The organism is Halomarina oriensis, from assembly GCF_009791395.1.
GTDB classification, from domain to species: Archaea; Halobacteriota; Halobacteria; order Halobacteriales; family Haloarculaceae; genus Halomarina; species Halomarina oriensis.
The window spans coordinates 54231-76982 of sequence record NZ_WSZK01000011.1 but is presented as its reverse complement, the minus strand read 5'-3'; the positions used below and the strand labels follow the sequence as shown (position 1 = coordinate 76982).

Below are 22752 nucleotides of genomic sequence, written 5' to 3'. Positions count from 1 at the left end.
GCGTTCGGCCGTCGGTGACGTCAACGACCCGACCGGTTCAGAGGTTCGACGCGGAGGCCCCGCCGTCGACGACGACCGAGGCCCCGTTGACGTACGACGCCCGGGGCGACGAGAGGTACGCGACGAGTTCACCGAGCTCGATAGGGTCGCCCATCCGGTTCAGCGGCGTCTCCTCGACGCGCTCGGCGACACCCTCCTCGTAGCTCTCGAACGTCCCCTCCGCGATACCGTGTTCGATGGCCTCGGTGACGCGCTCGGTCTCGATAGTGCCGGGGAGGACGGCGTTGACCCGAACATCGGGGGCGAACTCCTTCGAGAGGGTCTTCTCGAGACCGACGACCGCCATCCGAACGGCGTTCGAGAGGACCAGGGAGTCGAGCGCCTCCTTGACCGTGATAGAGGTGACGTTGACGATGGAGCCCCCGCCGTCCGCCCGAAGGTGGTCGTCGGCCGCCCGGACCAGCCGAACCGTGCTCATCACGAGCAGGTCGAAGGCGTGGTACCAGTCCTCGTCGTCGGTGTCGCGAAACCAGCCGTGTGGCGGTCCCCCCGCGTTGGTCACGAGGTGGTCCAGTCGGCCGAACCGGTCGACGGTCTCCTCAACCAGCGCCTGGGGGACGCCCTCCTCGGCGAGGTCACCGGCGAGGGCAACGACCTCGGCGTCGGTCGTCGCCCGGATCTCTTCGGCGGCCGCCTCCAGTTTCGCTTCGTCTCGACCGTTGATGACGACGTTGCAGCCGTCGCGCGCGAGCGCCGTCGCCGCCCCTTTGCCGATGCCGCTGCTCGATGCCGTCACGAGGGCCACGTTGCCCTCAAGTTCGAGGTCCATTGCGTCGATAGCTGCGTCGGCCATCAATAAATGTGTTACCGACGGGGCGGCCGAAACGCCGATGCTCCCTGCCGCCGAGCGTGTCGGTATGCTTCGAGTCGCCGTCGTCGGCGCGGGCGCACACTCCCGTCGACACCACGGCCCCGCACTGCAACGGCTCGCTAGCGAACCGAGCGGGGCCGACCTCGTCGCGGTCTGTGACCGCGACCGAGAGGCGGCCCGCCGATACGCCGCCGAGTACGGCTTCGCCTCGTCGACCGACGACATCGACGACCTGCTCGCCGGAACGGCACTCGACGCGCTCGTCGTCGTCACCCCGCCAGCCGTCACGACGTCCCTCGTCGCCGACCTTCTCCCACGAGGCCTCCCGCTACTGGTCGAGAAACCACCGGGGGAGACCGTCGAGGAAGCGACTCGACTCCGCGACGCGGCCGAGCGGCACGACGTGGCGCACATGATGTCGTTCAACCGTCGATTCCACCCGGCGGTCCGTCGCGCACGCGAGTGGATTGAGGAGAACGCTGGGCATCGACCGCCGCAGCACGCGGTCGCTCGACTTTACCGCCACGACCGACCGGACTCCGAGTTCCTCACCCACACCGGCATCCACGCCGTCGACGCCGTCAGCTCCGTGATGGGCCGGGTCGAGACGATGTCACGGACGACGTCTCCCGACCACACCGCGGGGTCGCCGTGCGCCGGCACCGCCGCGTTCGAAGCCGGTGGAACGGCCTCGTTCGTCCTCGCCCCGGACGCCGGGTGCGACGTGGAGACCTACGAGTTCGTCGGGCCGAGGTACGCCGTTCGGGCGGACACGCTGAACGACCGACTCCGAATCCGTGACGGCGGCGAACCCGTCGCGTCGTGGGAGCCGGCGACCCGGCTCCCCACGTTCGTCCGGTCGGGCGCGCTCGCTGAGACACGGGCGTTCCTCGCCGCCGTTCGCGGCGAGCGAGCGTTTTCACCGACGCTCGCGGATGGCCGGCACGCGATGGCGGTCGCCGAGACACTTGACGACCGCCGGGAATGAAGGCAAGTCGAAGAATCGGATTCAGTCGTCCGCGGCCGCGTCGCCCGCCGTTCGGTCCGGCGCGTCGAACGCCGCGCCCTCGTCGTATAGATGGCAGGCGACCGGGTGGTCGTCGGCTGTCTCCCGCGGTTCGGGAATAGTCGTTTCGCAGACGCTCTCGAAGCGCTCGCGCAACACCGCGCGGGCGTGGTCGTGGTCCTCCTCGGCGAGCGCCTCGAACGACTCGCGGACCGTCGCTCGGTTCGCTCCCGACAGCGACGTCTCAAACAGGGCGTCGAACAGGTGGGCGACGAACGCCTCGGTTCCCGCCTCGGGGTCGACCTCTGCCCACACCTCCTCTGGGTCGATCTCCCCATCGGCGAGCTGTTCACGGTAGGTCATCACCTCGATGAACGTCTCCTGTGCGATGTCGACATCGTCGGGAGCGATGACCTCGGGACAGCGGGTGTGGAACCGACAACCCGACGGCGGGTTCTTCGGGTCCGGAATGTCGATCTTCCGCATCGGCATCTCGGTCGCCGCCTCCTCGGGATGCAGGTCGGGGGTCGCCCAGCGTAACGCCTTCGTATACGGGTGTTTCGGGTCGTGGATGATGCGCTTGGCGGGGCCGATCTCAACGAGCTTACCGAGATACATCACCCCGATGAGCCCGTCGGCCTTCTCGGCGAGGTAGTTGGCGTTCGAGAGGTCGTGTGAGATGGCGAGAAACGAGGTTCCGAACTCGTCTTGCAGTTCGAGGAAGAGGTCCATCATCTCGATGCGCAGTGAGACGTCCAGTGCGCTGATGGCCTCGTCGGCGAGGATGACGTCCGGGTTCATCAGGAGAGCTCGAACGAGCGCGACGCGCTGTTTCTCGCCGCCGCTCAGCTGGTGGGGGTACCGTCCCGCGTAGTCCTGGGGCGGCGACATACCGACGCGTTCGAGCATGCCGAGAATACGTGCCCGACGATCCTCACGCGAGAGGTCCGTCTGCCAGCGCTTCAACGGCGTTTCGAGGACGGCCATCACCTTGGTGTTCGGGTTCAGCGACGAGCCGGGGTCCTGGTGGATGATCTGGAGGGCACGGCGGATCTCGTCGTATGGAATCGTCACATCCCCGCGCCCCTCTCTGGCCTCCCGGATGTCCTGGCCGCGGTACTTCACCGACCCGCCGGTCGGCTCCTGGAGGCCGATGGCGGTCTTCCCGAGCGTGGTCTTCCCACAGCCCGATTCGCCGACGAGCGCGACGACCTGGTTCGAGGAGATGTCGAGCGAGACGCCGTCGACAGCCCGGACCGTCTCCGCCTCGCTGAACAGCCCGAACAGCCCGCCGCCGTTGCTCTCGAAATGAACCTCGACGTCCTCCAATGAGAGGACGGCCTCGTCGGAGCCGCTCATCGGGACGCCTCACGGTCGGTCTGTTCGGGGAGACTGAACGGGATCTCCTCGGCGGCCTCCTCCCAGTGAAAGCAGGCAGTCTGGTGGTTCGGGCCGGCGTCGAAAAACGGCGGGTCCTGCTCGACACACTGCTCGGTCGCCAGCGGACAGCGGGGATGGTACGAACAGCCCACCGGGGCATTGACCGGGTCCGGACTCGACCCTGGAATCGGTTTCATCTCGTCGACGTCCGCGTCGAGGTTCGGTGTCGCGTTGAGCAACGACCGGGTGTACGGATGAGCCGCGTCCCGGAGGATGGTCTCCGTTGGCCCGACCTCCGCGAACTGGAACGCGTACATCACGGCCAGTCTGTCGGCGAGTTCGGCGACCAGCGGGAGGTCGTGGGTGATGAACACCATCGTGATCTCGTATTTCGACTGGACCTCCTTCAGCAGCTTCAGAATGGACCGCTGCATCAGCAGGTCGAGCGCCGCGGTCGGTTCGTCCATCACGAGCACGCGCGGTTCGAGGACCATCGACAGCGCGATGAGTGCACGCTGTTTCATTCCCCCAGAGAGTTCGTGTGGGTACGACGAGAGGACGCGCTCGGGGTCGAGATACAGGTCCGATAGCAGTTCGTGGGCACGCTCCATCCCAGCCACGTAGTCGGCGTCGTGGGCGTCGAGCGTCTCCTCGAAGTGCCCACGGATAGTCATCGTCGGGTTCCACGAACTCATCGCCCCCTGGAACACCATCGAGATCTCCTCCCACCGGAGGTCCCGAAGCTCGCGCTTCGAGAGGTTCAGCAGGTCGATCGACTCGTCGGGCGTCGGATGGTAGGTGATGTCGCCGGTGAGTACACCCGGTTCGACGACGGCGTCCAACAGTGCGGAGGCGAACATCGACTTTCCAGACCCGCTCTCCCCGACGATACCGATGATCTCCTTGCGCTCGATGTCGAGCGTGACGTCGTCAAGGACCCGCGACTCGCCACGGTCCATGTTGAACGCCACTGTCGTGTCGCGAATCTCGAGGATGGGGTCGGCGACCGAGCGGGCCACCGCTGAGACGGAGTCGCTCGGCGAGCGCGACGGGCCGGATGCGCTCGACTCGGACTCGGACCCCCCGTCCGGGTCCGTCGAACTATCGTCTACCGCCATGGCTTCCTCCCGAGCCGGTCAGAACGACTCCGTGACGAGACCGTGGTCGCTGCGCCGTTCGAACGACAGCACTGACTGATAACACGTCGCATGTCGAGTCTGGTGAGAAAGGGTCGCACACGACCGTATAGCTTTGGGTCGGACCCGGTCCGACATCGTCGACGGCGGATCGGTCGATCAGTGGCGTGGCGACGGAGCGGCGAAACGGTTTTCACACTGGACTCAGACGTGAGTGGTATGGCAACCCACCGACAACGGGTCGACCAGCAGCGACTCAGCAGACGGCTCCAGGTTCCGATGGCCGTCCTCCTGTTGCTGGGGTTGGGGGTCGGAATCCTGCTCCTTGGTGTCCTGCTCAGCGTCCTCGGGTTCGCTACCTCGGCGGGAATCGCGGCCGCGACGGCGATCTTCTTCATCGTCATCGGGATACTCGCGGCGCTCGTCCTCAAGCTGCTCGTCTTCCTCGAATAGCCCTCGACCCAGCTGTCCGGCGACGTCGCGTCGCCGCCCCCGTTCTCCCCTCGGTTCCCGCAGCACCCCTGTCAAGTGACGGGTCGTTCCCATCGGGAAGGCTCACAGCGAGTCGTCGGTCATCGTCTCGAAGCGCTCGCGTGAGATCGTGTGTCGGAGCGGGTCGCCCGCCGCGAACCGTTCCACCTCCGCGACGACCGTCCCTGCGAGGTGCCGTTCAGCGGGCGCACCCGCGACGTGGGGCGTGAGTGAGACGGCATCCAGCGAGCGAAGCGGGCTGTCCGCTGGCAGCGGCTCGCGCTCGAACACGTCGAGTGCGGCGCGGATCCGACCGGACTCGAGCTCCGCGACGAGCGCGTCCTCGTCGACGACGGCCCCCCGGGCAGCGTTGACCAGCACCGTACCGTCGCGAAGCAGTGCCAACCGCTCGGCGTCGAGCAGCCCGACGGTCTCGGGCGTCTTCGCGGCGTGGACGCTCACTGCGTCCGCCGAACGAAGCGTCTCGTCGAGGGCCGCGATGCGGGCGTTCGAGTGGTTCGACAGTCGATCGGTCCCGACGTACGGGTCGTAGACGAGCACCTCGACGTCGAACGGTGCGAGCAGGTCGAGCAGCTCCCCGCCGACGGCACCGAGCCCGACGAACCCGACCGTTCGTCCGAACAACGAGTCGGATCGGTCGGGGACTTTCGGCCACTCCCCGGCTCGAAGGTCCCGGTCGAACGCCGGCAGGTCCCGAAGCGTGGCTAGCAGGTGTGCCAGCACGCCCTCGGCGACGAACGGGGCCATCGTCCCGATGGCGCTACAGACCGTCACGTCGCGGTCGTAGAGCGCGTGTGAGGCGAGCGCGCCGACGCTCCCGCCGACGTGCGCCATCAGTTCGAGCGCATCGGCGTCGGCGATGACCGCCTCGGTGAGCCGCGGGGTTCCCCACCCGGTCACGCAGACGTCGACCCCGGCGAGCGCCTCGCGGAGGTCGGCCGGCCTGAACTGCTCGTCGCTACCGTTCCACGTGACCGTCCCGAGCGCTTCGAGGCGACGCTCGACGTCCGGCGAGAGGAGTCGACGGCGAAGCGAGTCGGGGAGCGTGACGAGAGTTTCCATCGCTCGACGGGGGTCGGGGACCGGTGATAAGTGTTGGGTGCCCGAGCGGACGAGCGTCGACTCGCCGGCGCGTCCAAGGGCGAGTTACTTCGACGGCTCGCGGCGTTCGTAGGCTCGCGACTTCCGAATGACGACGAACGTGCCGACGAGCGAGACGGAGAGGACACCGAACGCGATGATGCTCACCGTCCGAGCGGCCGGTCGCGTCTGAAACGGCACCGAGATGAGCAGCAGCACGAGGAGGACGACGTTCATCGCGAACAGTACGGCGAACAGTGGCACGAGACCGCCGAGTTTCTCCCAGAACGCGTTTCGCATACGACTACAAGTGGGGTCGGCTTCGTAAACCTTCGGTGGCGGGGACCGCGCGCCGAGCCACCGGCGACGCCCACCAGCGACGAGGGCACAGGCGAACTGTCCCGTCGACGGTCGGATGAGAACCACGAGGGGCGAGGTGACCTTGGTCGAGTGTGGGGTCAGGCACCGATGAGTGCGGACAGCGCGGCGTCGCTGTGGTCGAGCGAGGCGATGGGGTCCGCGGTGCGACCGTGTTCGTAGATGAGCCACTCGACGCCGGTCGCGCGGGCGGTCGCGATGCACGCCGCCAGGTCCACTTCACCGCCACCCAGTTCGACGTGGGGCGTCCGGTCGGAGTTCGACCGGCTGTCCGTCAGGTGGACGAGCGGCGTCCGGCCGGCGTACCGTCGGAGCAGCGCGACGGGATCGGCCCCCGCATGCTGTGCTTGGCCGGTGTCGATCTCCAGTCCGACGGCCGGGTCGAGCGCGTCGACGAACCGGTCGAACGCGGCCGGACTGGCGAACTCCGCCGAGCCGGTGTGATACAGCAGGCCCATGTCGGCGGCCGCGACGCGGCCGCCGAGCGCCGAGAGCCGTCCGGCGGTGCGGTCGACCGCATCGTCGGTCGCCACTCCGACGCCGTCGGCTGTGCGCACGACGAGGCGGTCACAGCCGAGGTGGGCGTACGTCTCGATGACCTCGTCGGTCGCCTCTTCGATGTCGTCGACCTCGACGTGCGCGCCGATGGCGCATAGCCCGAGCGTATCGAGTCGCTCGGCGATTCGGTCCGGAGGAATTCCTTCGAGACCGGCGAACTCGACGCCGTCGAACGTGGTCGCGGCGACCCGGTCGAGTTTCCGGAGGAGTGACTCGTCGATACCACGAAGGGTCGTGAGTTGGAATCCCGTTCGGACCATCCGTGCCACACACTGCGTGCGCACTCACCTAAAGATATCCCAGTTGACGAGACACCGAAGGACGAACAGTCGGCCCGTTGGACCGACGGCCCGACCGAAGGACTATTCCTCCGTCTCACGAGCGATTCGACATGCGCGTCCTGTACGTCGACGTCGACTCGCTCCGTCCGGATCATCTCGGCTGTTACGGCTACGACCGCGACACCTCGCCGACCGTCGACCGACTGGCGAGCGAGGGACACCGGTTCACGAACTACTACGCCTCCGACGTACCGTGTCTTCCGTCGCGAACCGCGCTGTTCGGCGGTCGATTGGGCTATCACACCGGGGTCGACAACCACGGCGGGCGGGTCGCCGACCGCCGTCGAACCGGCCAACGGCGCGGCTTCCGATACCCTGACGACCTCGTCTCGTGGCCGTCCGCACTCGGGGAGGCGGGGCTCCACACCGTCTCCATTAGCCCGTTTCCACACCGTCACGACGCGTGGCACGTACTGGAGGGTGTCGACGAGTACTACAACACCGGGAAGAACGGGCACGAACTGGGGAGCGAGGTCGCCGCCGTCGCCGAGGAGTGGCTCTCGACTCACGCGGCCGAGGACGATTGGTTCTGTCACGTCAACTTCTGGGACCCCCACGCGCCGTACAACGTGCCGAAGTCGTACGACGCGCCGTTCACGACCGACGCGTCGCTAGAGTGGCTGACCGAGGAGCGACTCGCCGACCAGCGCGAGCAGTACGGCCCGCACAACGCGCTGGACCCCCACGGCGTGGGCCACGACTGGGGCGGGACGCACGACGTCCCGCGGATGCCCGACGAGATCGAGACGCTCGCCGACGCCGAGCGGTGGGTCGACGGCTACGACGTCGGCGTCCGGTACATGGACGACCACCTCGGGGAGTTGCTCGACGTGCTGGAGGACGCGGGCGTCTACGAGGAGACGCTCGTCGTCGTCTCCGCCGACCACGGCGAGAACCTCGGCGAACTGAACGTCTACGGCGACCACCAGACCGCCGACGAGCACACCTGTCGCCTGCCGCTAATCCTACGCGGCCCCGGTGTCGAGCAGGGCGTCGACGACGGTCTGCGCTACCACGTCGACCTCGCACCGACCGTGACCGAGTTGGTCGGCGGCGACGTGCCCGACGGCTGGAACGGAGCGTCGTTCGCCGATTCGCTGACCGGTCGGGAAGCCACGGGTGACGGAGAGGAGACGGAAAGCGAGGCGGGCACGGGCCGCGACTTCCTCGTTCTGACACAGGGTGCGTGGGCCGCCCAGCGCGGGGTGCGCTGGAACGACTGGCTCCTGCTCCGCACGTACCATGACGGCTACAAGGAGGCGCTCGACGGGACGATGCTGTTCGACCTCGCGGCGGACCCACACGAGACGACCGACCTGAGCGACGAGCGTCCCGAGGTGGTCGAGGCGGGGTTGGCTCGCCTCCAGCGCTGGACCGAGCACCACGCACAGCGCGCGACCGGGCGCGACGAGACGCAGTCACCGAAAGACGTAATTGACCCGCTGTGGGAACTGTTGGCAGAAGGCGAACCGTTCCACGTTCGCGGTCGTGCCGCCGCCTATGCCGCCCACCTCCGAGAGCAGGGCCACCCGGCGCTGGCCGACCGCGTGGAGCGCGACGTCCACCGACCCGACCCATGACAGCCGACGACCCTGGCCACCGACGCGTAACGATCGACGACATCGAGGCAGCTCGCGAGCGTCTCGCGAGTACCGACATCGTTCAGTCGACACCCGTCGACTACAGTCGGTCGCTCGGCCGCCGTGCCGACGCCGAGGTGTACCTGAAGTTCGAACATCTCCAGCGTACCGGTTCGTTCAAGACCCGAGGGGCGTACAACAAGCTCTCGCGACTTGTCGAGGCAGATGCCGCGGACACGGTCGTCGCTGCCAGTGCCGGCAACCACGCTCAAGGGGTCGCGCTGGCGGCGACGACGCTCGGCCTCGATGCGACCATCGTCATGCCCCGCACCGCGCCGCAGGCGAAGGTCGAGGCGACGGAGGGCTACGGCGCGGCGGTCGTCCTCGAAGGCACCGACTTTCAGGGAGCCGTTGCCCACGCCCGCACGCTCGCCGATGGCGACCGGACCGCGTTCGTCCCCGCGTACGACGACCCCGACATCGTCGCCGGGCAGGGGACGCTCGCGTTCGACCTCCTCGACGACGTTCCGAAGGTCGACACCGTCGTCCTGCCCATTGGCGGGGGTGGACTCGTCGGCGGGACTGCGCTCGCGTTGAAACACGCCGACCCGTCGATTCGGGTCATCGGCGTCCAAGCCGACGACGCCGCGACGGTTCCGACGAGTCTCGACAAGGGTCACCCCTGCGATCGCGAGGACGTCGACACCATCGCCGACGGTATCGCGACCGGAAACGTCTCGGAACTCACCCTGGGGCTCATCCGCGAACACGTCGACGAGGTGGTGACGGTGAGCGACGCCGAAATCGCTCACGGCATCCTCCTGTTGCTCGAACGGGCGAAACAGCTCGTCGAAGGGGCTGGCGCGGCGACGGCCGCCGCGGTGCTCTCGGAGGCGCTCGACGTCTCCGGCGAGACGGTCGTCCCCGTTCTCTCGGGCGGGAACCTCGATATGACGATGCTCCGGACCATCCTCACCCACGAACTCACGGCGCGCAGTCAGAACATCCGACTCCGCGTGCGCATCGACGACGAGCCGGGAAGGATGCACGAACTGTCGGGGGTTATCGCCGACCGTGGCGCGAACATCCGCACCGTCCACCACCACCGGTCCGACGACGCGCTCGACGTCGGGGAGGCGTTCCTCGTCTTCCTCGTCGAGACCAGCGGCGCGTCCCAAGCGGCCGACATCGCCGCAGCCGTCGAGGAGTGTGGCTACCGAATCGAACGGATCAACTGACGGTGTGAGCCATCCGGTCCCGTCGGCGGTTCTCGACCACGTTCGTTCGCGCTTCGACCGACGAGGTCGTCAGACCCGTCGGTAGGAGACCTCGGTACCGCCGTCGTCGAAGCCGGCGACGAACACGCCGACGCGGTAGTCGTAGCTGTCGGTCGACCCGTCCCACACTGTACCGCTGACGTCGCGGCCGGCGACCGTGTCGCTGCCGGCGATGCCGTCGTACGCTCCCGCCCCGCCGACGACGGTGAAGCCATACTCCTGTGCGTCGGCGGTCCCGGTCACGTCGGCGACGTTGCCACCAAGCGAGCCGGTGACGACCTCCTCGCCGTCGACGTACGTCCTCACTGCGTTGTCGACCGAGAAGGCGGTGAGTTCGCCGCTGAACTGGTAGCTGTCGGTGCCGCCGTTGACCCGGCCCGACGCCGAGCCTCCCGAGATGGTGTCGTTGTCGTCGATGGTTGCGCCCATCGCGTCGGATTTCTCCAGTGTGCCCGTCACGGAGAGGTCGTAGCTGGCGGTCGCCCCGTCGCTCACGTCCTCGATGCTGAGCACATGGTGGTGAGTGACGTCGACGGTCGCCCCGCCCTCGTCGAGGTCGACTGTGAGGAGTTCACCGGTGTAGCTGTAGGTTTCGGTCGCCCCGTCGGCGAGCCCACCCGACACGGAATCACCCGCGTCGTTGATATTGTCGCCGCCGTCGATGCCACTCACGCCCTCGATGTCACCCGTGACCGCGATGGTGTAGCGGATGTAGTCCGTGTTGCTGCCCGCCTGGAGCGTCACTTCGCCGGCCGAGCGGTCGAGCGTCGCCGTGATCCGACCGTCACCGAGGTCCATCGAGAGGTCGGTGAGGTCGCCATCGAACGTCCACTCGTCGGTGTAGTCGTTGCCGACGATACCGCTGGCCGATGAGTCGCCGGCGTCGTCACTCGACTCGATGCTGGCGGCCGGGTCGACGCTGCCGCTCGTCGCGAAGGAGTAGTTCTGCGTGCCGCTCCCCGAGAACACGATACGGTCGTCGGGGCCGGTCGTCGACCCGCCACCACCGCCGCCACTCGAACCGCTAGCGGCCTCTTCCGCACTCATCGGTGCGCCCGCTGGCGGGGTCGGATCGGGATTGCCCTCGATGGAGCCGACGAGTTCGGGTTCGTTGCCGTTGTGGTCGTTGAAGCTGACATCGGTGGCGGCGTCGATACGGACGTTCTCGACGACCGTCCGGGGTGCCTTGGTCAACCCTGGCGTGTCGTCGCCGTTGACGTGGTCGCCCAGTCGAAGGCCGAGGCTCGCGTTCACCACGTCGACGTCGCGGAAGTAGACCGTCCGGCCGTAGAGGTTCGCCAGCGCGACCCGTTCCATATCGACGAGCGTGCAGTTCTCGACCACCGACCCGTCGCTCCCCATCCGCCAGCCGTAGCCGGCGATACGCTCGCAGTAACAGCCCTCGACGTGGATGGTGCCGCCTTGGCCCGTGTCCTTCCCCCAGTCGGCGTCCGGATTCCCCGGCGGACTGCCGTACAGGGTGTCCTCTTCGTCGCGGCTGTTGTTGATAAACGTCGAGTTCGTGATGTCGATGTGCCCCTCGTGCTGGGCCTGACAGAACATGAAATTGTTCGTCACGTCCTCGATGTAGACGTTCTCGACGGTCCCGACCCCACCGGGGTCGGTGACGTTCATTCGGATGACGTGGTTGACCCCGCTCGGCAGCGGCCCGAGGATACCGACGTTCCGAACGGTCCAGTTCGAGCCGATGGCCTGGATACTGAACTCCGCACCGTCGGCGCTCGCGTCGACGAGGACGTTCTCGTACGTGTTGTTCGGCTCGTCGGCGAGGTCGATGGTGACCGTCTCGCCCGCATCGAGCGTCCGCGTGGTGTACGACGACTGCGCGTCGGCACCCTTGGAGAACGCTCCGAGACCGGTCGTCGCGGCGAGCGCGGCACCACCGAGCTTCAGCGACTCACGGCGGCTCATCCCGCTCGATCCCGTGGTCCCGTTGGTGTCCGTGCGCTCGGCGGTCGTGGCCTCGTGTCGTCCGTCGTCTGTGTCGTCTCGTGTCATGGTTCGTCGGGCGTCGTCCCCGGCCCGCAACACGGGTCGGAGCACTCGACACCCGTCGTTGAGTCGGACAGTCGCATTGCCATTCACTCAACCCCCTCGTGAGTCGCCGGACGAACGGTGAGTGCGTATCAACGTTTCGCTCGTTTATCACGAGTGCTGCCGTTCGATAAATTCATTCCATTCAGTAAAAAATTTTAAATCTCGTTCGGGATTGTTACAGATATGCCCTGTTCGACGGACGAGGTACTCACGACGGTCTCCTGCCGGGCATCGCTACTCGACTACCTGAGCGACACGTCCGCAGAGAAACCGCGAATCGTGTCGGAGTTGGAGATGCCACGCTCGACCGTCGACTACGCCATCCGCGATCTCCTATCTGCGCGGCTCGTCAAGCGCTCGGCCGACGGATACCACCTGACGACGTTCGGCGAACTCACACGACAAGCGTACGAGCGATATCGGTCGACGGTCGACGACACCCGAGCAACCATCGAACTGTTGGACGAACTTCCTGCCGGGACGGTTGACGACTCGGCCCCGTTCCGTGACGCGGCAGTCGTCACCCCCGACCCCTCGGCCCCCGACCGGCCGTTCCGCCGGTTCGTCGGACTGGTTCGTGAGGCCAGCCACGTCGTCGGGTTCACGCCCGTCGTCGTCCAGCAGTATGTCGACGTGTTCCACGAACGGCTTACCGACGGCACGATGACGGCTGAACTCGTTCTCTCTCCGGACGTCCTCGAACGGCTCGCCTCAAACTACGCCGAGCAGTTCGGCGAGATGCTCCATACCGGGCGTCTCGACGTTCGCGAGACCGACCGGACGCTCCCGTTTGGACTCGCCGTCTGCGACTGTGACACCGACGAACAACGAGTCGTCCTCGTCGTCCACACGAGTCACGGCTGCTGCGGGCTCATCGAGAACACGACGGAACGAAGCGTCGAATGGGGACGCGAGCAGTACCGGCAGTATCGGGAGCCGGCGACGGCGCTCGCGACGGCAGCCACCGTTCGCTGACGGGTCGGCGTTTCACGGATAGCCGCACGTGAGGTGAGCGTCGCGGTCTCTCCCATCGAACTCCATACCTGAACGTCGCTCACTCGCGTGGATGAACCAGGGGAGATGACGTACTCAACAGTTACACGGGGAGTCGAAACAGCTCGGCCCGAGACAGCAGGCGAACCTGGATTACGTGTGCAGTCCCCGCCCCGACAGTGCCGGATTTGGTGTCCAGTAATCCCAGTGTTACAGCGTCCACCGTCAACACACGTCTTCTGTGTCCTGCAGGACGAGCCGTTCGTTCCAACGGCACCGTCGAACAGGTTACGTCGGAAACGACTGGGCGCTTGACCATGCCGTCGTCGGTCTCGAAGACCGACGCCTCGTTGCCGTTCTCGTCGAACGGGTCGAGGACCGCGAAGTTCCGACCGATCTCGGGAAGTACGCGTACTTCTACCATGCCACGCTCCGTGTCAGTGTGGAGCGTGAACTCCGTGGTGAACTCGCCGACATCTATCGGGGCCGAATCGATTGCGACACCCTTCCCGGTCTCAATCGCCGTCTGCCACGGGACGATTCTGTCGAATTCGAAGTCGTCCGTGTTGCCGGCCCTGAGGAAATCCTGGTCGCCGAGCGTGTTCAGAAACCCGGTCGCCCGACGATTACGGTCATCGACGCCACGCGAAGCGTCCCGAACGAACCGCCGAGGTAGCTCACGACGCTCGACCGGGGGTGTCGTACTGTAAGCCGATCATAGTCGTCGGGACAGCCTAATGTCCCGACGAACGCTGGATCGCCTGGATAATCGATGCTGTCGGGCTCGCCCACGTGGCTGTACGTCTCGGTGTTACCGTTCGTGACGCCGCCGACACAGAGCCACCCGCGTCGCTCGATGCGTCCAGTCTCTCGGTGCCACCGTACCGGACCGGGCGCACGACACGGGTACCACTCGCTCGACCCGGCCCACGTCGGGCGACTCGGTTCGGCTAACAACGCCTCCGCTCGTTTATAATCGAGTTGCCGGTCGACCCTCTCCAACTCGGACCGCTCCGACGGACACGCTTTTCTCCGGCGGCCGTGACAGGCTACCATGCCTCCCGACGTAATACGGGACTACGATCACGAGTACCCGCCTGCTGAGTGGACGGTCGACGAAGTGGCGAGGGCGCTGGACGCACCGACCGGCGGAGTCGGCTGCCCCCTGCCGACCTACGAGGACGAGTCGACGTGGGCGACACTGGCCCACGACCCACCGACGCGGTCGCTCGTCGCCGCCATCCGGGAGCACGCGGCGAGAGCCCGCGACGACCCCCCGCCGAACCCGACGGCGTCGGAGTTCCTCGTCTACGGGCGAACCGGCGACCGCAAGGCCTACCAGTTGCCGTACTACGCGTTCCAGCGGCGGCTCTCGACGTTCGCGTTGGCGGCGTGTTTCGACCGCGACGACCGGTATCTCGACCTCGTTCTAGACGACGCGTGGCGGCTCTGTGAGTGGACGACGTGGCTGCTCCCCGCACACCTGCCCGCCGACGAGCGTCACGACGGGCTTCCCCGTCCCGCCGCCGGCGAGGACCACCGGGTCGCGCTGTTTTCGGCTCGAACGGCCCTGCTACTGTCCGACCTCGACCGACTGCTCGGCAAGCGGCTCCATCCCACCCTGCGCGAACGGATGCACGAGGAGGTCGACCGGCGCGTGCTGACGCCGTTCGAGGCGACCGTCGACGAGCACTGGGGGCGACCGCCGACGGGCAACTGGAACGCGGTCTGTAACGCGAGCATCGCCGTCGCCGCCCTCCGGTTCGAGACGGACGTCGACCGCCTCGCACGTATCGTGACGAGGGCCGTGCACAGTCTCGAACACTACCTCGCGAACTTCGATCCCGACGGCTGTACCCCGGAGGGGATCGCGTACTGGAACTTCGGGTTCGGCCACTACCTCTACCTCGACCAGCACCTCGACGCGCGGACCGACGGCGCGCTGTCACTGCGCTCCCCGCCAGTGGTCCGAGAAGCCGCCCGGTTCCCGCGCCGCGTCGAACTGAGCCCCGGCCGTTTCGTCCCCTTCTCCGATACGCCCGAACGTGAGGGCCTCGCACCCGAGGCCGCCTGCTACGCCGGGCTCGCCTTCGACCGGCAGGGACTCGTGGCGAGAGGGGTGGCGGCCGCCGACCGGAACACGCCGTTTCGGGGCGGGACCGAGACGCTCTCGGAGTGCTGGCGGACGCTCGCCTGGGCCCGACGGGCCGGCGACCGCGCCGACGGGACGCCCCGGAAGGAGGGGACGCCGCCCCACGCGACGTTCTTCCCCGGCCACGTGTGGTGGGTCGCGCGGGCCGACCCGACGCACCCGGAGGGGCTGGTCGTGGCGGCGAAAGGTGGCCACAACGGCGAGCCGCACAACCACAACGACTGTGGGAGTTTCGTCGTCCACTGTCGAGGCGAGTCGCTGCTCGCCGATCTGGGCGCCCCCGCCTACGACGCGGGCTACTTCGGCGAGGAGCGCTACGACTACCTGACCGCGCGGTCGCTGGGCCACTCGGTCCCATACGTCAACGGCCACGAGCAGGCCGTCGGCCGCGAGCACGCCGCCCGCGTCCTCAAACGCGGCGGCAGCCGGAACGGTGGGACTTCGAGCGGCGACACCGGCGACACCGGCGACTCGGGCGGCGAGAACGGGTCCGACACGGCCCCCGACCGCGAGTACGTCACGTTCGACCTGACGGCGTGCTACCCCGAGGCGGCCGGGCTCGACGCGCTCCGGCGGACCGTCGCGCTCGACCGCGCCGCCGGGGGTGTCCGTGTCGTCGACGACGCAACCTTCGACGACGGGAGCACCGGTGATCGGTCGTGGCAGTCGGTGTTCGTCTCGTACCATCCGATGGAGCGGACCGATGAGGGGCTGACGATAGGCGAGCACAGTCAGGGGAGGGTCGCGGTGACGACTGACCCGCAGGGGGCGAGCGTCGACGTCGAGCGCCTTCCCGAGGCGGTTCCCGTCCCGACGAACGCGGAGGGTGACGCGACCGCTCGCGACGTCTGGCGGGCGCGCGTCGAACCGCCGACCGGCGACCGGTCGTCGGTCGGGATCGTCGTCACCCCCGGTCCGCTCGACTGACCCCCTGGCCCCGGCCCTCGTCCTCGACGGCTCCCTTGCCGTCCCACGCCGTCGTGAGCACGTCCATGAACACGGCGGTCCGCTTCGGGTAGCCGTCGGCGTTCGTCTCGTCGAGCGGCGTATCGCCCACCGTTTCGACGAACTCGGGGGGATGGGTCAGCGACGCGACGGTCTCCAGCACGTCGAACCGGAGGACGCCCGCCTCGTCAGTGTCGAGCCAGTCGTACAGGTCGGCATCGTCGTACTGGAGTTCGTACGTCTCCCCGCCGGCGAGCGCGACCACGTCCCCGACGGTACCGACCCGGAGCCAGCCGTCGCCCGTTTCGACCACGACGACCTCATCCTCGATGCGCGTCGCACGTCGGTTCATGGCCGGCACTACTCGGTGGTCCGTCTTAACTATCGGCGTCGGGCTCTGGTGTGAGGCGCAGATATACCGTTCCCGCGACGCACGATACCGCATGGACCGGCACGACGAGCGACCGCACGCGACCGGCGATGGGCACGACCGGAGACGAGAACCCGGACACGGAGCCGTTCTGTTCTACCACTCAGTCGGCACCGACCACGGCGACAGCTACGGGCGGACCATCTCCGAACACCGCCTCGCGCTCGACATCGAAGCGTGGCTCGACCGTGGCTACCGGATCGTCGACCTGACGACCGCCGTCGAGACCGGCGGCGGTGGCGGGCGACTGGCGCTCACGTTCGACGACGGCTACGAGTCGTTCGCCACGCGTGTCGTCCCGCTGCTCGAACGGTTCGACGTCCCGGCGACGGTGTACGTCCACACCGACGCGATCGGTTCCTCGAACCACCTGACCGAGACACAACTGCGGGACCTGTTCGACCACGACCTCGTCACGGTCGGCAACCACACCCGCTCGCATCCGTATCTCGACCGGGTCGACGACCACGGAACGCTCGTCGACGAGATCGTCGGCGCACGGACGACGTTCGAACGCCGGTTCGGTGTCGCCCCCGACCACTTCGCCTACCCGTTCTATCGGTTCGACGAACGAAGCCTCACGGTCGTGCGCGACTCCCACGAGACGGCAGTCGCCGGGCCGCCGGGGCACCCGGCCGTCGGTCCCGCCGACCCCCTCTCGACCGACTCCGACCCGCACCTGCTGCCCCGAGTCGACGGCGTCACGCTGAGCGTGCTCTCCAACGCGGGCGGCTGTCGACGACTGCTCGATGGGTTAGGGCCGTAGCCGACCCGTCGCCCGAACCCGGATGGATCGATCGCACTCGTCATCCGGTAGTGTTCCACGCGCCCCCGAACCGTTCCCAGGCGGTCGAGGGGGTCACGTCGAGACGGAGACGGCGCGTGCCCTCACCACCCTCGCCGTCCACGTCGACGGTCGCGTCCGGGTCGGGACTGAGCCGTGCGCGCCAGACGTCGCTCGCCCCGGTCTCCCCGCCGTCGTCGTTCATCCGCCAGCGGTCGCGGTCGAGGGCCGCCGGCAGACGTTCGACCGCGACGCCGACGTCGCCCGGTCCGGCGTCGACGCGAAGTGTAGCACGCTCGCCGTCGACCCACAGCGTCCCGTCCTCGACGCTCAAAGGGCAGTACGAGACGAGGACGGAGACGAACTCGCGACCGGCGTCGGGGGCGAACCAGACCGTATCGGTCACACGGAGTCGACCCATCGGCGCTCCGCGGTCGAACATAAACCGACGGTGGAGCTCGCCGATACCCGCCGCGTCGGGGTAACAGGTGGTGAGGTCGAGGGCGAACGTCTCGCGCTCGGCCGATTCGGTTCGGTTGAGCATCCGCGCGGCGTGCTCGCGGCCGACGGCCTGTTCGTGGCCGTTGACGTGGGGCACGGAGTGGCCCAGCGACTGCGTCGTGAGGTACTCGTAGCGCTCCTCGCCGAAGTAGCCCGCGTCGTAGACGGGTTTCCCGAGGTCGGTGAGGAGCGATTCGCCGCGGACGTGCGTGACGAAGCTGCCGCAGTCGAGGTGGTTGTGTGACTCGCCGTTATGCCCGCCTTTCGCCGCCACGACGAACGTGTCATGGGCTTCCGCATCGTCGCGGACGAGCCACCACTGATTGTCCGCGAAGTACGTTCGTTCGGGCGGGGCGGCGACGGGTGCTCTCGGCGCGTCGAGCGGCCAGAACAGGTTGCGACGCAGCCGATGGAGCGCCGCGAGCGCCGGTGCGGTCGCCAGTTCGTAGCGGCCGCGGGCGGCCAGCGCGGGCCGGTCGAACCGTCGACCGAGCCAACAGGCCGCGTACGGGAGTAGCCCGTCGGTCTCGGCGGCGTCCGAGAACGGGACGTATCGTCCGGGACTCAACTCGACGCGCCGCGGGTACGCCGCGATCTCTCGGGTGATCGGCGCGGAGACCAGCGAGCGCTCGCCGCCCGTCCACGACTCGACGAGGTCTGCGAGGACGACGAAGTGGCCGACGCCGAAGTTCCAGTAGCCCATCCCCTCCTGGGTGCAACCGTCCGCGCCGAACCCCGCGAGGTACCGTTCGGTGCTGTCGGCGGCCCGCGCAACGAACCGAGCGACTCGCTCCTCGTCGTCGAGGAGGTGAATCGCCGCGCCGACGCAGCCGGCGGTGCAGACCGCATTCCAGTTGTTCTCGGCGTCGGTCCACCAGTGGTTCTCGGTCTCGTAGGGCATGAGGACACGCCGCTCGACCTCGGCGCGGATACGCCCGCGCAGCGCGGGGTGGAGCCGGTCGCCGAGGAGGTCGTCGAGTTCGGCGAGGAGAAGCGCCGTCGTCGCCGCGTTCAGATCGACCGTGGGCGCGGCGTCGACGGCGGGCAGTCCCTCGCACAGACTCCCCTCGGAGCGGTGGGCGGGGAGGACCCACGTCGTCGCCTCACAGACCGTCCACGCGTGGTCGAGGACGGCGTCGAGGTATCGTCCCTCGCGGTCGAGACACTCGGCGACCGCGAGCGCCGACAGTGCCGTTCGCTGTGCAGCGTAGGTGCTGTGGTAGGCGTTGAGGTCGCCGGTCCGATCGTAGTCGAGGTACTGGCTCGCCGTCGTCGTTCTGAGGGCCTCCGACGACCGGACGGCGTCCGCTCGGTCGACCACACGCTCGACCAGCGGGGCGAGGGCGGCCGACCCGCAGAGTCGATCCCACGCCTGCTGGTCGTCGTACGAGGGGAGCGAGCAGCGCGGTCCCGTGCCGGCCACCGTCGAGAGCGCCCCGACGTCCCAGTCGCCCGTCGGACGGTTGCGATTCATACGCGCTCGCTCGTCGACGAGCCATATCAATGCGCCGCCGGACGGTGACGGCCCGGTCGGGCGCGCCCAGCAACAGGGGGCCAACGCGACCGCGGACCGGCCGGCGGCGTCAGTTCCCTCCAGGCCCCTTTCCGGGCCGTTCGCCGGACTTCCCGCCGCGACCGCCCGGACAGGGGCCGTCATCATTGACGTCGGTCGTCGTGACGGGGGCGTCCTCCTCGACGACCTGCTCGCCAGGGACGTCGATGGTCGTGTCCGTTATCGAGCAGTCCGTCGAATCACGGTAGGTGAGCCCGTTCATGCCCGACTCGGTCGCGTGGAGACAGGAGTCGGTGATCTCGGTCCCATCACGGTTGACGAAGAACCCGACCGTCTCGACGAGCGTGAACCCCCCGGCGTCGCCCGTGTGAGTGATTCGGACGTCGTCGAGCGTGATGCCGAACGGTGGGTCGAACACGTCCCGGTCGGGGCGCTGACCCAGGACGGCGGGCGTCTCGTCCGCCCGGATCTCGATGCTGGTGTCCCTGACGGTACACGCCCCCGACTGGCGGCGGAAGACAACACCACCCGCGGAGTTCGTCCCCTCGGCGACGACGACCTCCGTGTCCCGAATCTCGCCGCCGTTGCGCCCGAAGGAGTTCTGCCACCAGATAGGTCGAAGGTTCACCGGGTTGTCCGTCGTCGTGGCGTTCGAGTCGGGATCGACCGTCGAGAGGTCGGCCTCGACGACCGCGTCCTCGACGAACGACTCGGGCCCCGAGAACCGGAGCGAGGCGCGATTGTTGTTGCGGTAGGTCCCGCCGACGACCTGGATGGGGCCGCCGGAGGCGGCGGCGTAGATGCCGTTGTTCTCGAACTCCTCCATGTGGCAGTCCTCGAAGCGAATCGTCCCAACGTTCCGCGGGACGTTCTCGGACTCCCGGAAGACGAGCGCGCCGACCCGCCCGGTCTCGTCCCAGTCCGACCCCTGCTTGGCGACGAAGTTCCGGATGACGGCCGTCCCGTCGGGGTCCCTGACGAACGGGTTGAGCGCGTTCGCCGTCCCGTCGCCCCGACCGACCACTTCGAGGTCCTCGACGTGGGCCCGCGAGTCGACCTCGAAGTACAGCCCCGGCGCGCAGTTCTTGGCGGTGATGTCCCAGTCGATACCCTCATAGTAGAACTCGTCGGTGGCCTCGACGGCGAACGACTTGTTCCGGTCGAACCCGCTGTCCCACGCGAACGTCGCCTCGCCCTCGCCGCGGACGCCGACGGTCGTGTATCCGTCGAGCACCACCGGGTTCGCGATACGGTACTCTCCTTCCGGGAAGACCAGGAGGGTGTCGTCGGCCGCCGCGTCCTCGATGATGGTGCTGCAGTCGGTGCCGCCGGTCGGGTCACAGCCTGCGTCCTCGACCATATCGACCGTCGTCGAGAAGGTGAAGCCGTGATACTCGGTCGCTGCCGCCGCGACGTCGGGAGCGGTCAGCAGTCCGGCCCCAGCGACCGCCGCCCCCGCCAGCCGGAGATACGATCGGCGGTCGACGGGCATCGGCGACCGTTCGTCGTCGGTGTCGTTCGATTCTCGCTCTGTGCCACGCGCCACGTGTCGGTCGTCTCGTGTCATCGTGTTCGCTCGTCTCCGGGGTTGAAGGCGGTCACGTCGCACGGCTCCGACGGTCCCACTGACAGGGCCGACAGACCCGTCGCTCTCCCAACGACTCGTCGTCGGTTTGTCCGCCCGTGCCCCGTCTGAACGTAATTTTCATCACACATTAGTCTTGTTTGCAAATCGAAGTACAATCACGAAACTCGTCCGGTTCGTCGGACCGGGTGGGTTGGACGGCGGCCTCCTCCCACCAATTTATGCGCGCCAGGTGAGACCGGTCGGCCGTGACCGAACCGACCACTCCGCTCAACGTCCTGCTCATCACGTCCGACGAACACCGTCCCGACGCGCTTGGGGCGGCGGGTCACCCGCTCGTCGAGACGCCGACGTTCGACCGTTTCGCCGCCACCGGCATCCGGTTCACGTCGGCGTACTGTTCGAGTCCGCTCTGTGCGCCGAGTCGCGCCAGCTTCGCCACCGGCCGGTACGTCCACGACACCGGCCATTGGGACAACGCGACACCGTACGACGGTACGCCCCGAAGCTGGGGTCACCACTTCGTCGACCACGGCGTCGACGTGACGACGGTCGGAAAGCTCGACTTCGAGCCCGACTGTGACGACGGCTTCGACGACCAGCGCGTCGCCTTCCACCGCGAGACGCCGGACGTGAACGGCCTCCACCGTGACCCTCCCATCGTCCGCGACGGGGCACGGGACCGTATCGAAGCCGCCGGTTCCGCCGCCGCCGACGGCGAGGCGTGGTACTGCGAGCGCGAGGACCGCGTCACCGACGAGACCGTCGCGTTCCTCGAAGCGCGGGCGGAGGAGGCGGCCGGCGACGGCGAGGGGAAGGGCTCCGGAACCGCTGAGCCGTGGGTCTGCTGGACGAACTACATCCTACCGCACTTCCCGCTGGTCGCCGAACCGTCGTACTACGAACGCTATCCTGAAACCGAGGTGGATCTGCCGACCGACTACCCACCGGGCGACGACCACCCCATCCTCGACGAACTCCGGTCGCACTTCGACGGGGCCGACCTCGACGAGGCGACACTTCGGCGCACGCGAGCCGCGTACTACGCGCTGTGTACGGCGCTCGACGACCACGTCGGACAGCTGCTCGACGCGCTCGACCGTCTCGGCCTCGCCGAGGACACGCTAGTGGTCTACGCCAGCGACCACGGCGAACCGCTCGGTGACCACGGTGTCTGGTGGAAGTGCTGCATGTACGAACCGTCGGTGGGTGTCCCGCTGGCGATGCGGGGGCCGGGCGTCGCTGGTCGGACGGTCGACGCACCCGTCTCGCTGCTCGACCTCGTCCCGACGATGGCCGACGCGGTCGGTGTTCCGCACGACTCGGCGTGGCGCGGGCGCTCGCTGCTCGACGTGGCCTGTGGCGACGCGCCCGACGACGACCGCGCAGTGTTCTCCGAGTACCACGCTCACGGCGTCAGTCGCGGGATGTTCATGCTCCGGCAGGGACGGTACAAGTACGTCTACTACCCCGACAACCCCGACCAGCTGTTCGACCTCGAATCGGACCCCGACGAACTGACGAACCTCGCCGGGACTCCCGAGTACACCGACGTTCGCGAACGGTTCGAGCGTCGTCTGCGCGTGCATCTCGACGAGGACCCGGACGCCGTCGACGAGCGGGCCCGCCGCGACCAGCGCGAGCGACTGGCGGAACTCGGCGGCCCCGACTGAGTGGACGACGACGGCGGCG

The 22752-nt window shown here is 67.9% G+C and carries 17 protein-coding genes and 1 pseudogene; 8 read left to right on the top strand and 10 right to left on the bottom strand.

Annotated features, from left to right (window positions below):
* Positions 1 to 37 precede the first annotated feature (37 nt).
* On the bottom strand, positions 38 to 829 hold the full coding sequence (locus GQS65_RS05020) for an SDR family oxidoreductase (RefSeq protein ID WP_158203581.1): 792 nt from the start codon (positions 827 to 829) through the stop codon (positions 38 to 40).
* 88 nt (positions 830 to 917) lie between these two features.
* Between GQS65_RS05020 and GQS65_RS05015 the strand changes: the two genes are divergently transcribed.
* Positions 918 to 1859, top strand: a complete 942-nt coding sequence (locus GQS65_RS05015; RefSeq protein ID WP_158203580.1) for a Gfo/Idh/MocA family protein — start codon at positions 918 to 920, stop codon at positions 1857 to 1859.
* Between the two features lie 432 nt (positions 1860 to 2291).
* On the opposite strand, the pseudogene GQS65_RS22110 reads toward GQS65_RS05015, so the two are convergent.
* Positions 2292 to 4375, bottom strand: a pseudogene (locus GQS65_RS22110) (ABC transporter ATP-binding protein); the annotation flags it as partial.
* Positions 4376 to 4612: 237 nt separating this feature from the next.
* On the opposite strand from GQS65_RS22110, the gene GQS65_RS05000 reads away from it, so the two are divergent.
* Positions 4613 to 4846 carry a hypothetical protein gene (locus tag GQS65_RS05000; protein WP_158203577.1) on the top strand — a complete coding sequence of 78 codons (234 nt, stop codon included), beginning with the start codon at positions 4613 to 4615 and terminating at the stop codon, positions 4844 to 4846.
* 102 nt (positions 4847 to 4948) lie between these two features.
* On the opposite strand, the gene GQS65_RS04995 is transcribed toward GQS65_RS05000, so the two are convergent.
* The 3 genes from GQS65_RS04995 to GQS65_RS04985 form a co-directional block, all read right to left on the bottom strand.
* Positions 4949 to 5947 (bottom strand): hydroxyacid dehydrogenase, encoded by a 999-nt coding sequence (locus GQS65_RS04995; protein ID WP_158203576.1) that lies wholly within the window; start codon positions 5945 to 5947, stop codon positions 4949 to 4951.
* A gap of 84 nt (positions 5948 to 6031) precedes the next feature.
* Complete coding sequence (locus GQS65_RS04990) at positions 6032 to 6265, bottom strand: hypothetical protein (RefSeq protein WP_158203575.1); 234 nt, start codon at positions 6263 to 6265, stop codon at positions 6032 to 6034.
* A gap of 158 nt (positions 6266 to 6423) precedes the next feature.
* Positions 6424 to 7161 carry a sugar phosphate isomerase/epimerase family protein gene (locus GQS65_RS04985; protein WP_233265045.1) on the bottom strand — a complete coding sequence of 246 codons (738 nt, stop codon included), beginning with the start codon at positions 7159 to 7161 and terminating at the stop codon, positions 6424 to 6426.
* A 131-nt stretch (positions 7162 to 7292) separates the two neighbouring features.
* Between GQS65_RS04985 and GQS65_RS04980 the strand changes: the two genes are divergently transcribed.
* The gene (locus GQS65_RS04980) at positions 7293 to 8822 is read left to right on the top strand and encodes a sulfatase family protein (protein WP_158203573.1); all 1530 of its coding nucleotides are present in this window, start codon (positions 7293 to 7295) and stop codon (positions 8820 to 8822) included.
* Complete coding sequence (gene ilvA, locus GQS65_RS04975; RefSeq protein ID WP_158203572.1) at positions 8819 to 10060, top strand: threonine ammonia-lyase; 1242 nt, start codon at positions 8819 to 8821, stop codon at positions 10058 to 10060. Before GQS65_RS04980 ends, ilvA begins: the two co-directional genes overlap by 4 nt.
* A 69-nt stretch (positions 10061 to 10129) precedes the next feature.
* Here ilvA and GQS65_RS04970 read toward each other — a convergent pair whose 3' ends face one another.
* Positions 10130 to 12118, bottom strand: a complete 1989-nt coding sequence (locus tag GQS65_RS04970; protein ID WP_158203571.1) for a hypothetical protein — start codon at positions 12116 to 12118, stop codon at positions 10130 to 10132.
* Positions 12119 to 12340: 222 nt separating this feature from the next.
* On the opposite strand from GQS65_RS04970, the gene GQS65_RS04965 reads away from it, so the two are divergent.
* Positions 12341 to 13132, top strand: a complete 792-nt coding sequence (locus GQS65_RS04965) for a helix-turn-helix transcriptional regulator (protein ID WP_158203570.1) — start codon at positions 12341 to 12343, stop codon at positions 13130 to 13132.
* A gap of 121 nt (positions 13133 to 13253) precedes the next feature.
* On the opposite strand, the gene GQS65_RS04960 is transcribed toward GQS65_RS04965, so the two are convergent.
* Entirely contained in the window at positions 13254 to 13574 is a 321-nt protein-coding gene (locus tag GQS65_RS04960) for a hypothetical protein (protein WP_158203569.1), read from the bottom strand.
* Between the two features lie 630 nt (positions 13575 to 14204).
* Between GQS65_RS04960 and GQS65_RS04955 the strand changes: the two genes are divergently transcribed.
* A complete protein-coding gene (locus GQS65_RS04955) occupies positions 14205 to 16229 on the top strand; it encodes a heparinase II/III domain-containing protein (protein ID WP_158203568.1) in 2025 nt (674 codons plus the stop codon).
* Here the strand turns inward: GQS65_RS04955 and GQS65_RS04950 are convergent.
* Complete coding sequence (locus tag GQS65_RS04950; RefSeq protein ID WP_158203567.1) at positions 16207 to 16599, bottom strand: hypothetical protein; 393 nt, start codon at positions 16597 to 16599, stop codon at positions 16207 to 16209. The two genes, GQS65_RS04955 and GQS65_RS04950, sit on opposite strands and share 23 nt — an antisense overlap.
* A gap of 91 nt (positions 16600 to 16690) precedes the next feature.
* Between GQS65_RS04950 and GQS65_RS04945 the strand changes: the two genes are divergently transcribed.
* Positions 16691 to 17443: a polysaccharide deacetylase family protein gene (locus tag GQS65_RS04945; RefSeq protein ID WP_158203566.1), complete on the top strand. Its 753-nt coding sequence runs from the start codon at positions 16691 to 16693 to the stop codon at positions 17441 to 17443.
* Positions 17444 to 17483: 40 nt separating this feature from the next.
* Here the strand turns inward: GQS65_RS04945 and GQS65_RS04940 are convergent, their stop codons facing one another.
* Both GQS65_RS04940 and GQS65_RS04935 read right to left on the bottom strand, forming a co-directional pair.
* Entirely contained in the window at positions 17484 to 19436 is a 1953-nt protein-coding gene (locus GQS65_RS04940; RefSeq protein ID WP_158203565.1) for a heparinase II/III domain-containing protein, read from the bottom strand.
* A gap of 109 nt (positions 19437 to 19545) precedes the next feature.
* Complete coding sequence (locus tag GQS65_RS04935; protein WP_158203564.1) at positions 19546 to 21042, bottom strand: hypothetical protein; 1497 nt, start codon at positions 21040 to 21042, stop codon at positions 19546 to 19548.
* A 266-nt stretch (positions 21043 to 21308) separates the two neighbouring features.
* On the opposite strand from GQS65_RS04935, the gene GQS65_RS04930 reads away from it, so the two are divergent.
* Positions 21309 to 22733, top strand: coding sequence for a sulfatase-like hydrolase/transferase (locus GQS65_RS04930; protein WP_158203563.1), 1425 nt, complete (start codon positions 21309 to 21311; stop codon positions 22731 to 22733).
* Positions 22734 to 22752 lie beyond the last annotated feature (19 nt).

Bases quoted from the DNA above. Each gene is read 5' to 3' on its own strand.
- GQS65_RS04945 (WP_158203566.1), top strand. From the start codon at position 16,691: ATGGACCGGCACGACGAGCGACCGCACGCGACCGGCGATGGGCACGAC.
- GQS65_RS04960 (WP_158203569.1), bottom strand. From the start codon at position 13,574: ATGGTAGAAGTACGCGTACTTCCCGAGATCGGTCGGAACTTCGCGGTC.
- GQS65_RS04935 (WP_158203564.1), bottom strand. From the start codon at position 21,042: ATGACACGAGACGACCGACACGTGGCGCGTGGCACAGAGCGAGAATCG.
- GQS65_RS04985 (WP_233265045.1), bottom strand. From the start codon at position 7,161: ATGGTCCGAACGGGATTCCAACTCACGACCCTTCGTGGTATCGACGAG.
- GQS65_RS04955 (WP_158203568.1), top strand. From the start codon at position 14,205: ATGCCTCCCGACGTAATACGGGACTACGATCACGAGTACCCGCCTGCT.
- GQS65_RS04965 (WP_158203570.1), top strand. From the start codon at position 12,341: ATGCCCTGTTCGACGGACGAGGTACTCACGACGGTCTCCTGCCGGGCA.
- GQS65_RS04995 (WP_158203576.1), bottom strand. From the start codon at position 5,947: ATGGAAACTCTCGTCACGCTCCCCGACTCGCTTCGCCGTCGACTCCTC.
- ilvA (WP_158203572.1), top strand. From the start codon at position 8,819: ATGACAGCCGACGACCCTGGCCACCGACGCGTAACGATCGACGACATC.
- GQS65_RS05020 (WP_158203581.1), bottom strand. From the start codon at position 829: ATGGACCTCGAACTTGAGGGCAACGTGGCCCTCGTGACGGCATCGAGC.
- GQS65_RS05015 (WP_158203580.1), top strand. From the start codon at position 918: ATGCTTCGAGTCGCCGTCGTCGGCGCGGGCGCACACTCCCGTCGACAC.
- GQS65_RS04980 (WP_158203573.1), top strand. From the start codon at position 7,293: ATGCGCGTCCTGTACGTCGACGTCGACTCGCTCCGTCCGGATCATCTC.
- GQS65_RS05000 (WP_158203577.1), top strand. From the start codon at position 4,613: ATGGCAACCCACCGACAACGGGTCGACCAGCAGCGACTCAGCAGACGG.
- GQS65_RS04970 (WP_158203571.1), bottom strand. From the start codon at position 12,118: ATGACACGAGACGACACAGACGACGGACGACACGAGGCCACGACCGCC.
- GQS65_RS04990 (WP_158203575.1), bottom strand. From the start codon at position 6,265: ATGCGAAACGCGTTCTGGGAGAAACTCGGCGGTCTCGTGCCACTGTTC.
- GQS65_RS04940 (WP_158203565.1), bottom strand. From the start codon at position 19,436: ATGAATCGCAACCGTCCGACGGGCGACTGGGACGTCGGGGCGCTCTCG.
- GQS65_RS04950 (WP_158203567.1), bottom strand. From the start codon at position 16,599: ATGAACCGACGTGCGACGCGCATCGAGGATGAGGTCGTCGTGGTCGAA.